We start from the raw sequence: 315 nt of genomic DNA on the forward strand, positions 1-315 counted from the left end.
CCATTCAGCACCAGCACATTGCCGTCGAAAGCTGCATTGTTTACCAGATGACTTTGCGTCAACAACAGCTCTGCCCCCGAGTCATCCAGCATATAGCGGATACGCTCCTCCGGATACGTCGGATCAATTGGTACATATGCTCCCCCGGCTTTCATAATCCCGAAGATGCCCACGATCATGTCTACCGAGCGTTCAGTCATCAGACCCACCAGGCGATCCTTCGTCACGCCTTGACTGCGCAAGGTACGAGCCAGACGATTCGCGCGTTCATTCAACTCGCGATAGGTCAACTGCTCTCCTTCAAAGAACAACGCT

Annotated in this window: 1 protein-coding gene; it reads right to left on the minus strand. The window is 53.3% G+C overall.

Going from position 1 to position 315, the window contains the following annotated elements; genetic code table 11:
• The coding region (locus L693_RS27510) for an AMP-binding protein (protein WP_155983740.1) at positions 1-315 on the minus strand (315 nt) is incomplete at both ends.

The sequence above is a fragment of the Paenibacillus sp. 1-18 genome (assembly GCF_000520755.1).
GTDB classification, from domain to species: Bacteria; Bacillota; Bacilli; order Paenibacillales; family Paenibacillaceae; genus Paenibacillus; species Paenibacillus brasilensis.